The organism is Methylobacterium cerastii (assembly GCF_022179125.1).
Lineage (GTDB): Bacteria > Pseudomonadota > Alphaproteobacteria > Rhizobiales > Beijerinckiaceae > Methylobacterium > Methylobacterium cerastii.
Genome location: NZ_BPQG01000123.1, coordinates 1 through 9,224, shown reverse-complemented (window position 1 = coordinate 9,224; position 9,224 = coordinate 1). Strand labels below are relative to the sequence as shown.

Below are 9,224 nucleotides of genomic sequence, written 5' to 3'. Positions count from 1 at the left end.
CAGTGGCGGCCGGCAGCTTGAACGATGAAGGCGCCCGATCGGGCCCCTTCATCGTTCAAGCTGCCGGCCGCCACTGGCCTGGTTTTACTCCGCCACAGCGGCCTGGAATTGGTCCGCCCTTTACAGATCAGATCGATCTCACGGACGAGCCGGCGCAGGAGCACATCGTCGATCGCCTGCGAGCGACGCAAACGGTAAAGCGCCTGGCGCTCCGCCTCGATACCGGCGAGGCGTAAACGCTTCTCGGTGTTCGCCAACTGCCTGACACGGCTGAACTCCTTCCGGCTCTCCGCCGTCGGAGCCTCCAACCCCTCGTATCGGTCCATGGCTCTCGCGCCAGCTTCGACCGCAATCGAGGCGTCCTCCTGCTCCTCGACGAGACGATGTTGCAGGGCCTCGATGGCCCTCACCGCATCGTCGCGGGCGGCGGCTCGCGCAGCATCTTCCTCGGCATCATTGCTCGGCTCAGGAGGAAGTTGAAGCCCACGAAGAAGCGGCGGCAGGACCGTGCTTGCAAGGAGCAGAGAGGTCAGAATGACCCCCATTGCCAGGAGAATGGTGAGATCGCGAGCTGGGAACGGGCTGCCGTCTTTTAAGGTGAGCGGCAGGGTGAGAATGCCGGCAAGGGTGATGGCCCCCTTCACCCCAGCCAGTGTCGTGGCCGCTACAAGACGCCATGTCGGTCCCTCTCGTTTTTCGCCCCGTCGGCGGGCTTTCACCAGAGTGAACTGAAGCGAGACCCATACCCACACGAACCGGATCGCCATCAGGCCAGCCGTGATGGCGATGATCCAGGCGACGAGCCAGCCTGCGCCCTGCACATCCGCCTGCTTCACAGCGTGCCCGAGAACTTCCGGCAGCTGCTCGCCCAGCAGGACGAAAATCGACCCGTTGGCAGCCAGCGCGACGGTATCCCAGACGGCGGTGCGGCGGACGCGGGTACTGCCGAGGCTGCGCCCCTGGATCTCGACATAGGTCATGGCGATGCCGGCGGCGACGGCAGCCAGGATGCCGGACGCATGTACGTGCTCGGCTGCGAGATAGGCCCCGAACGGCGTGAGGAGGCTGAACAGGATTTGCAGGCCGGGATCTTCGCCTGTGCGCCTGCGCAGGAGATCCTGGGCTCCCATCAGGACGAAGGTGGTCAGGGCGCCGATACCGAGACCACCAAGAGCCAACCAAACAAAAGTGGTTGCAGCCTCAGGGAGGGAGAAGGTCCCGGTCAAAGCGGCAGCAATGGCAAAGCGCAGGCAGACGAGGCCGGTGGCGTCGTTCAGGAGAGCCTCGCCCTCAAGGATATGCATCAGGCGCCGTGGAACGGGAGCCTGAGCAGCGACGGACGAAACGGCGATGGGATCGGTCGGCGACAGGACGGCTGCAAGAGCAAAGGCCACAGCGAGCGGGATGCCGGGGATCATGCCGTGGATCAGCATGCCGATCCCAAGCACCGTCAGCGCGACGAGACCAAGCGCCAGCGCCACCACGGTTTTGCCGTCCCGGAAGAGGTCACGCTTCGGGATGCGCCAGCCGTCGAGGAACAGGAGCGGTGGCAGGAAAACGAGAAAGAAGATCTCGGGGTCGAGCGATGTGCTCGGCAGTGGCCCGAGGGCAAGGGCCACACCGATCGCGATCTGGATCAACGGAAGCGGTAGCGGAAGCAGGCGGTTGAGGGCGCCGCTCACCAGAACGGAGAGCAACAAAGCCAAAACCACTGTGACGCTTTCCATTCATCTCTTTCGCTAGAACATGGCGGGGGTGTAAGGGCGCCGTCGGACGCCTGGGGGAGGGCGTTCCAGTAGCGCTTTATCTACGTCCGCGAGGGCAAGCCAGTACGCCCGTCGCCGCCCTCGACGCCGATCGCAGCACGGCAGGTCCGGCCGTACTGGTTCGGTTGGCGCGATCCGGCCAGCTTCTGGCGGCCGCATGATTGCGTCAGCTGCAGGTACACGTCGTAGAGATCGGCATGCTCGCCGAACCGCCGCCGGAGGCGCGCCAAGTCGTAGGCGCCACGCCGCTTGCAAGGCGGGCACTCCACGACGAGCCGGTGTCCGCGGAGATCGCACAGGCGCTCCATCAGCCAGCCACCGCGATCGGCAGCTCGCCGACCTGCGTCGTGTAGCGCGGCGTCCGCATCTCGAACTTCGTGCTCCACGTGCGCTTGGCCTCCATGCCGGCGCGGGCCGGGACGACGCTCCCACGCCCGAAGCGGGCGTTGCAGGCGTCGATCGCCGCCATCAGCGGGCCGGAGCGCTCGCGGTCGAGCTGGCCGATCAGCGCGCGCGGGCTGGCGTCGAGCAGCATCAGGTCGGTGGTGACGATGCCGGCCTTGCTGAAACGCCACGGTCGGGAGCCGGGCTCGCGCCAGGTCTTGGCCACGCCGAGCCGCGCGGCCTTGATCAGCGCCAGGGTATCATTCGTCGCCTCCGGCAGCGTCACGGTGGTCGAGACCGAGCGCATCGGCGCGCCGCGGTCGTGCTCGCTGGTATGGTAGAACACCGAGACGTGGTTCGTGCCGAGGCCTTCGCGCCGAAGTTTCTCGCCGAGCCTCGTCGCGTGCGCGGACACCGCCTGCTCTAACGTCGCCCGGTCTTCGATCCGGGTCGAGAACGAGCGGGTCACCGCGCAGCCCTTGCGCTGGGCCGGCAGCGCGCCGAGCGGCAGGCACGACAGGCCGCGCAGTTCGTGGATGATGCGCTCGCCCACCACGGTCAGCGCCTTGCGCACCGGTCGCGGGTCGAGGTCGGCGAGATCCGCCACGCTGTCGACGCCCATGGCTTCGAGCTTGGCGAGCGACGCCCGGCCGATGCCCCAGACCTCGCCGGCTGGGATGCGGCAGAGCCAGTGCTCGTACTCGGCCGGGTCGGTAAGATCGCAGACCCCGTCGAGTGGGGCGATGCGCTTGGCGATGTGGTTGGCGAGCTTCGCGAGGGTCTTGGTCGGGCCGATGCCGACGCAGGTCGGGATACCGGTCCAGGCGCGCACCGTGGAGCGCAGATCTCGCCCGAGTTCAAGGCGCCGGTCCGGGTGCACGTCCGAGAGGTCGAGGAAGCTCTCGTCGATCGAGTAGATCTCCACCATGGGGGAGAAGTCCCGGTAGACCGCGTTCGCACGACCGCTCATGTCGCCGTAGAGGGTATAGTTCGAGGAGAACACCCGCACGCCCTTCACCCGGCACATGTCGCGGATCTTGAAGTAGGGGTCGCCCATCTTGATCCCGAGCGACTTGGCCTCGGCGGTGCGGGCGATGGCACAGCCGTCGTTGTTGGACAGGACGATCACCGGCACGCCGGAGAGCTTCGGGTCGAACACCCGCTCGCACGAGCAGTAGAAGCTGTTGCCGTCGATGAGCGCGATGGCGCGGCCGCCGATCCGGTCGCGTTGCCGCGGCGCCGGCCCGCTCACGACAGCCGCCCGCGGGCGAGGTGCCACCGGATCGAGAAGCGCAGCACGCCCCAGATCTCGACTTCGCCGAACTCGTCGACGGCGAAGGCCGGCATCTCCGGGTTGTCGAAGTCGAGCCGCGCCCGGTTGCCGACCATGCGGTAGCGCTTGCACGAGAGCTGTCCGTCGACCACCGCGACGACGACGCTACCATCCTCGGCCCGTAGGCTGCGGTCGATGCAGGCGAGGTCGCGATCATGGATGCCGGCCCCGCGCATGCTCTCGCCGCGGATCTGCATCAGGAAGGTGGCCGGCGGGTTCGGCACAAGCCACCGCGGCAGCTCGAGCGCGCCTTCCAGGAAGTCGTCTGCCGGGCTCGGAAAGCCGGCACACAGCGCCTGCCCGATCACGGGCACGCGAACGGCATCCGTGCTGCCGAGGATCAGCTCGTCGACCGCGTAGGGGCTCACGTGACCGTCCCTGGCAAGTTGGCTCGAACGTAGCCACGCGAGACGAGCCGATCCCGCCGCAGCGACCGGCGCTCGGCCTCTGCCAAATCGGACAGCGCGTCCTCGATCGCCTGGACCAGCGCGGCCCAGGCGTCGCCGCGGGCGGCACGGCGATAGGCGAGCGCGATCGTCTCGGCCTCGGTCAGCCGGATCTCCACAGGCGGTTCATGGGGCTGGGGGTGCATCGCGGCTCCGAGTTGTTCAAGAACATACAAGGAACAGACAGCGAGCGGGACCGTGTTTCGACTTCGACGGCCACGCCCCGGGGAAAGGGCGGTTAAGCAATGTGGAGCGCGGGGTAGAACGCCAATGCCGACGCCGCTTTACCGCTTCCATTGCACCAATGGCCTGAGCCTCGTGGCGGATCTCAGGGGCAAGCGCTTGCCGTCGGACGCTCTGATGCGCTTCTACGCCGAGCGGATTGCTCTCGATCTCATGCGTAGTGACGATCGGGCCGATTGGTCGGCGTGGCACGTCGAGGTCTACGACGCGAAGGGACGATCCATCTGGAGGATGGCGTTCACGCACATACGGGATAGTCGCTTCACAGCGTGAGAGGCGAGATCAGCCATGGGCATGAAGACGACGTACATCGTGCAGACGTTCGTCATTAAGCGGAAGCGCCTGGTGCCCGGCGACCGCGAGGTGGCACCGACAGAGAACGGCGCGCTGAAGAAGGCTGAAGCGATGGCAGGCCGGATGCCAGGCACCGCAGCGATCAAGGTCATCGCCGACGATGAGACTGGCGAGCTGGAAAGCGCGACGATCTTGGGTCAGTTCGGCGAGGTGCCGGACGATTTCGCGGAGAGTTTGCAGGGTGGATGACGGTATGAGCGACCCGCCCGATGGACTGGGCGGGTTGTAACGAGGCCTAGGAATTTCCAGCGTCGCTGCCGCGTTGCGCTCGGTCCTCGTCAGTCTCCAGCCGATTGGCCGAGTGGTCTTGGTACTGCTCGGTCTGCACCGTCTTGCTATCCAGACCGCGCTCGTCGCCATGCTGGGCCTTGTCGCGGTTGCTCAGCACCGCATTGTCCTCAATCACGCCTTCCGGCAGCTCGGTCATCGCTCCTGAGCCTGATCCCTTACCCTGGCTTCCAGGGTGCATGCCGTGTTTGCCTGCATTCGCCATCGTCGCTCTCCTGTCGTCCAGGGGCGGTTGGTTACGAGCCCCCGGTGGATGAGCAGGGCAAACTGCGCGCTGCGGAGCTCGTTCCTGTGGCACGAGAACGCGTACAGTTCGGCCCTGATCTACTTACGGAACGGAGTCCACAGTTTCACTTTGAGGCGCTCGAACGGAAGTCTCAGGAACGGTCGGCCTTCGGCCAAGTGTCAATGATATCTGCGCCCGCTCGCAGCTCGACGCGGTGGGCATGCGCATCGTCCCGTGTCTCACACATGTCGATCGCGGATGCGAAGCGCATGCGGGCGGCCACCTCGGTTTCGGCATCCTCCTCAACGACGAGATGCCCCTCTCGGAAGGTGAACACCACGAAGGGCGGGTTCTTCATATCGCTGACTTCCATGAACTCGCTCCAACCTGGTGTCATAGCGCAACGTGCGTCAGCTGCTGGCGCTCCGTTCGAATGGGATCTCGCTCGACGACGAGGTACAGCGGACGGCAGGAAACGACACTGGGAACGCCACCCATGCCGCTCGCTCACGGACTACCGGCCGCGCTCGTCATTCTCGCCGCCATGACGCTTCCCGGGCTTGCGCTGGATGCCACCGCGAAAGGCGAGCTGGCGCCGACCGGCACTCTTCGGGTCGGCCTGATCCAGGCGCCGTCCGCCGGTCTCATCTTCGTCGGACGCTCATCGGACGGGAAGCCTGATGGCGTCACGGCAGATCTCAGTGCCGACCTCGCCAAGAAGATGGGTCTGCCGCTGGCTGTGACCATGTTCTCGAACTCGGGAGCTGCGGCGGCGGCACTCCAAGCCGAGACGATCGACGTGAGCTTCATGCCCGTCGACGCGGCTCGCAAGCAGGTGCTCGATTTTGGTCCGGGTTACTACGACCTTGAAAGCACGTACCTAGTGACCGGTGCATCAGGCATCGTCGACGTCGCGCAGGTCGATCGGTCGGATCTGAGGGTGGTGGCGATCGACGGGACGACGACGATCCGCGCCTCGGCCCGCACGCTGACGCAGACCCAGCCGGTGGCTGTGCCCTCTGTAGCCGAGGCGATCGAGCGGATGCGAACCGGTGGGGCCGACGCTTTCGCCTTGTCGCGAGACACGCTGCAGCCGATTGTGGCGCAGGTACCCGGCTCGCGGATCGTGACTGGCGGCTTCCAGCAGACGCAGGTCGCCATCGCTGTTCCTAAAGGCCGACCAGCGGCGCTTGCCTCTGTGACGGCGTGGCTTGCGGAGGCGAAGCGGTCGGGCCTCGTGAGGGGGATCTTCGACGCCCACGGTTTCAGCGGAGATGCGGTGGCGCCATAAGGAAGGACCCCGAAGGTGCGAACTGGTGGAGCGACCGATGAGCGAGATCCCTGACCGAGAGATTGAAGACTCCCCGCTAGGGGGTAGCGTCACTCGCGACGGCATCACGGTGCAGGTCCACATCTACCGGTTCGCCGGCACGGAGGATGAGTGGGCCATGGAGATCATTGATCACGAGGGTGGCCATACTACCTGGGACGGAACCTTTGCCGACGATCAAGACGCCTACGAAGCCTTCGAACAAGAAGTAGCCGAGCGTGGCATCCGCTCGTTCGTCGAGCAACCGGTGGAGCACTGATCGAGCACGTGCAGGCGCAGGGCTCACAGGCGTGAACGTTGAGGGGCTCGCGATGGGGGTTGGCGGCTTCCTCGTGGCCTACGTGTCGATCACCGTGCTCATCTCGAACGGCCTCGACAATGCGCTCATGATGGTCTTCGGGTCCGGGGTCGTCGCATCCGTCGCGCTCATGGCTTTCCAAATCCGAGCCAATCACAAGCGGTGATCCGGACAAGCACGGAAGGATCTGGCTTTTTCAATCTCAGGGAACACCCGGTGTCCGAACATCAGAGCAAGGAGTGGAAGCAAGCGGAAACGGCTTTCACTAAGCGGCAGGACCAACCGATTCCTATGCCCGCCGATGAGCCGACCATCAGCGTAGCTGAAAGCAAGCTGGCTCGGCAAAAAGCTGCGCGGATGGCCCGTGATGCGGCTCAGACAGCGCTCAGAAAAGGTAGGCCTAGATCCAATCTCCCGGCTTGGCCATTTTGTGTTAATACTAAGCTATGGTGATGGCATTTCGGGATAACACAAACGTGCGGGGCCGCCTGAAAACGACGGGGAAGGGCACGCTAGTGGGGGTACGCTTCCACGATGAGCAGCTTGCTCCGCTTGATGCCTGGATCGCGGAGCATTCAGATCCAAAACCATCACGACCGGAAGTAATTCGCGCAGCTGTTGCCGAGCATCTTAAAGCAAAAATGTCCCCAAAATGACGGTTGCGACAAATTACGACCGCGCCGCCTATACAATCATCGAGAGCGTCTACGAAGTTTATTTTATGAACTCGACGAATTCATCTCACTCACTTAAAGAGCAACCGATCATCAAGTAATTAGTTGGGGGGCGAGCCACCTGCAGATTTATAGTAGCTCTAAAACTACGATCGTCAAAGCTGTCAACGCTGCTTTACCGGCTTAGGAACAGCGGGATCTAGATGTCCGCGGTCCTGGCCTCGTAGCCATTGATCCGGCTGACGGCTGGCCAACTCTGGGATAGATACCCAACACGCTTCCTAAGGACTCGTCAAACGGCCAGGCTAAGTAAAATATCGCGAGGATCCAGACGGCGTGAACTGAGAGACAGCTAATAGATATGGGATTTTTCACTCCAACTGGGTGCGGCCAGCTGATCCTAAAATCAGACATCAATTGGAAGAAACAATTATCATGCATCCAGCCATTGCGGCGGCCAACGCTATCAAACTCATTCAAACAACCGGCCAAATGATCAACTTTGAAATGGTCCTGACTGAAGGCTATCGACGCTTCCTTAAACCGGGTAATGTAGCAGTCGATCTCAGCGCCCATTCTGGCGAGCATTTGGGGCAGATTGCCCATTTGGTTGGCGAGAACGGCACGGTCTACGCTTTTGAACCGATCCCGCACCTCGCGACTGAGCTTCGGAAGCGCTTCCGAACAACGCCCCATGTACACATCCGCGAGGCCGCCGTGTCTCAAGAGAGCGGCGAAACGGACTTTGTCGTCGCCGAGTCGCTCGCCGAGAGCGGTCTACGAGCGCATTTTTTCAGCCGTCCAAATATGCCGACGAAGTCCATTCGCGTCGTAGTCGAGACGCTGGACAACACCCTGGCACACCTTGATCGCCTCTCGTTCATCAAAATGGACATCGAGGGAGCGGAGATCGATGCGCTCTCAGGAGCGACAACCCTTCTTGCCCGCCATCGCCCCATCATCAGCGTTGAGTATGGCTGGGCGGGATATGGGTTCTACGGCCACGAACGCCGAAGCCTGTTCGATTTTGCCGGATCACACGGCTATGTCTGTGCCGATCTGTTCGGAAACCTTATCGAGGCGGAGACAGTCTGGAATGCAGTCGTTGATTTTGCCACCTGGGATTTCTTCCTTGTTCCGCGTGAGCTCAAAGCCGAATGGGCGAATGCTTTCAAGCTGCAATAGCAGTGGTAGAATGCCCATGAAGCGGAGTCTGACATATTTAATACCTCAATCGTTCCTAACTGGGGCATTCATAAACCTATACTAAGCTCGAATTTCGTTTTTCGGAATTGTTGCTCAGATCGACATCGACCAACCCGTGTTCGAGTTTGAGCGCGGTTAACGATGTGTCAATTTAGATACGCCGAAGAAGAAGTACTTATCGTTCTCGGAAAAATATCATGCGTTAAAGAAGCTGAGCCCGCTCATTGTAGCCTCCCATTTGGGGTAATGTTCATAAGGCGGGAGCGGACCATGGGCGAGAACGTTCAGACCGGAGCACAGTCTGGAATTGAAGAAGTTGTCCTGAACAAAGCCGATTTCGGGACCTGCCGGAGAGCCTTCATTCAGGCACTCGGCCTCGGCACCGTAGGACTGGCCATACTCGGAGCCTCTGATCCAGACTCTGCAATGGCGCAAGGTGCGCCAGCGGACATCACCGACATTGACATCGTTCAGTTCGCACTAAACTTCGAGTATCTTGGTGCAGAGTACTATCTGCGCGCAGTCAATGGCGCAGGCCTCAAAGCTGGTGATATCGACGGCGTTGGGGGCGTTGGAACCGTCAGCGGCGGCAAGCAAGTACCGTTCGCAGATTCTTTCATCCGCAAATTCGCTTTCGAGCTGGCCGCCGATGAAGGGTAAGCGCTGTTTTCAGGCC

Annotated in this window: 13 protein-coding genes; 6 read left to right on the top strand and 7 right to left on the bottom strand. The window is 62.5% G+C overall.

Features of this window, described 5'->3' with window-relative positions; translation table 11 throughout:
• The 5 genes from MFF13_RS25700 to MFF13_RS25680 form a co-directional block, all read right to left on the bottom strand.
• Positions 1 to 1,727, bottom strand: a 1,727-nt coding sequence (locus tag MFF13_RS25700; protein WP_238273330.1) for a Na+/H+ antiporter, incomplete at its 3' end; no start/stop codon positions are given.
• An 80-nt stretch (positions 1,728 to 1,807) separates the two neighbouring features.
• Positions 1,808 to 1,996 (bottom strand): hypothetical protein, encoded by a 189-nt coding sequence (locus MFF13_RS25695; RefSeq protein ID WP_238273329.1) that lies wholly within the window; start codon positions 1,994 to 1,996, stop codon positions 1,808 to 1,810.
• 77 nt (positions 1,997 to 2,073) lie between these two features.
• Entirely contained in the window at positions 2,074 to 3,402 is a 1,329-nt protein-coding gene (locus MFF13_RS25690; RefSeq protein WP_238273328.1) for a Y-family DNA polymerase, read from the bottom strand.
• Positions 3,399 to 3,851, bottom strand: a complete 453-nt coding sequence (locus MFF13_RS25685; RefSeq protein ID WP_147814114.1) for a LexA family protein — start codon at positions 3,849 to 3,851, stop codon at positions 3,399 to 3,401. Before MFF13_RS25685 ends, MFF13_RS25690 begins: the two co-directional genes overlap by 4 nt.
• A complete protein-coding gene (locus MFF13_RS25680; protein WP_238273327.1) occupies positions 3,848 to 4,075 on the bottom strand; it encodes a hypothetical protein in 228 nt (75 codons plus the stop codon). The genes MFF13_RS25685 and MFF13_RS25680 overlap by 4 nt, the downstream gene beginning before the upstream one ends.
• A 124-nt stretch (positions 4,076 to 4,199) precedes the next feature.
• Between MFF13_RS25680 and MFF13_RS26610 the strand changes: the two genes are divergently transcribed.
• Positions 4,200 to 4,445 (top strand): DUF6894 family protein, encoded by a 246-nt coding sequence (locus tag MFF13_RS26610; RefSeq protein ID WP_373322614.1) that lies wholly within the window; start codon positions 4,200 to 4,202, stop codon positions 4,443 to 4,445.
• 15 nt (positions 4,446 to 4,460) lie between these two features.
• Positions 4,461 to 4,715: a hypothetical protein gene (locus MFF13_RS25675; protein WP_147765003.1), complete on the top strand. Its 255-nt coding sequence runs from the start codon at positions 4,461 to 4,463 to the stop codon at positions 4,713 to 4,715.
• A gap of 46 nt (positions 4,716 to 4,761) precedes the next feature.
• Here the strand turns inward: MFF13_RS25675 and MFF13_RS25670 are convergent, their stop codons facing one another.
• Positions 4,762 to 4,953: a hypothetical protein gene (locus MFF13_RS25670; protein WP_373322613.1), complete on the bottom strand. Its 192-nt coding sequence runs from the start codon at positions 4,951 to 4,953 to the stop codon at positions 4,762 to 4,764.
• A 238-nt stretch (positions 4,954 to 5,191) separates the two neighbouring features.
• Positions 5,192 to 5,413 carry a hypothetical protein gene (locus MFF13_RS25665; RefSeq protein WP_238273325.1) on the bottom strand — a complete coding sequence of 74 codons (222 nt, stop codon included), beginning with the start codon at positions 5,411 to 5,413 and terminating at the stop codon, positions 5,192 to 5,194.
• A 123-nt stretch (positions 5,414 to 5,536) separates the two neighbouring features.
• Between MFF13_RS25665 and MFF13_RS25660 the strand changes: the two genes are divergently transcribed.
• The 4 genes from MFF13_RS25660 to MFF13_RS25645 all read left to right on the top strand — a co-directional run bounded on the left by MFF13_RS25660 (position 5,537) and on the right by MFF13_RS25645 (position 9,208).
• Complete coding sequence (locus MFF13_RS25660; protein WP_238273324.1) at positions 5,537 to 6,331, top strand: transporter substrate-binding domain-containing protein; 795 nt, start codon at positions 5,537 to 5,539, stop codon at positions 6,329 to 6,331.
• Positions 6,332 to 6,368: 37 nt separating this feature from the next.
• A complete protein-coding gene (locus tag MFF13_RS25655) occupies positions 6,369 to 6,629 on the top strand; it encodes a hypothetical protein (protein WP_238273323.1) in 261 nt (86 codons plus the stop codon).
• A 1,148-nt stretch (positions 6,630 to 7,777) separates the two neighbouring features.
• Positions 7,778 to 8,527: an FkbM family methyltransferase gene (locus tag MFF13_RS25650; RefSeq protein WP_238273322.1), complete on the top strand. Its 750-nt coding sequence runs from the start codon at positions 7,778 to 7,780 to the stop codon at positions 8,525 to 8,527.
• A 291-nt stretch (positions 8,528 to 8,818) separates the two neighbouring features.
• The gene (locus tag MFF13_RS25645) at positions 8,819 to 9,208 is read left to right on the top strand and encodes a ferritin-like domain-containing protein (protein ID WP_238273321.1); all 390 of its coding nucleotides are present in this window, start codon (positions 8,819 to 8,821) and stop codon (positions 9,206 to 9,208) included.
• The last annotated feature ends 16 nt before the right edge of the window (positions 9,209 to 9,224 follow it).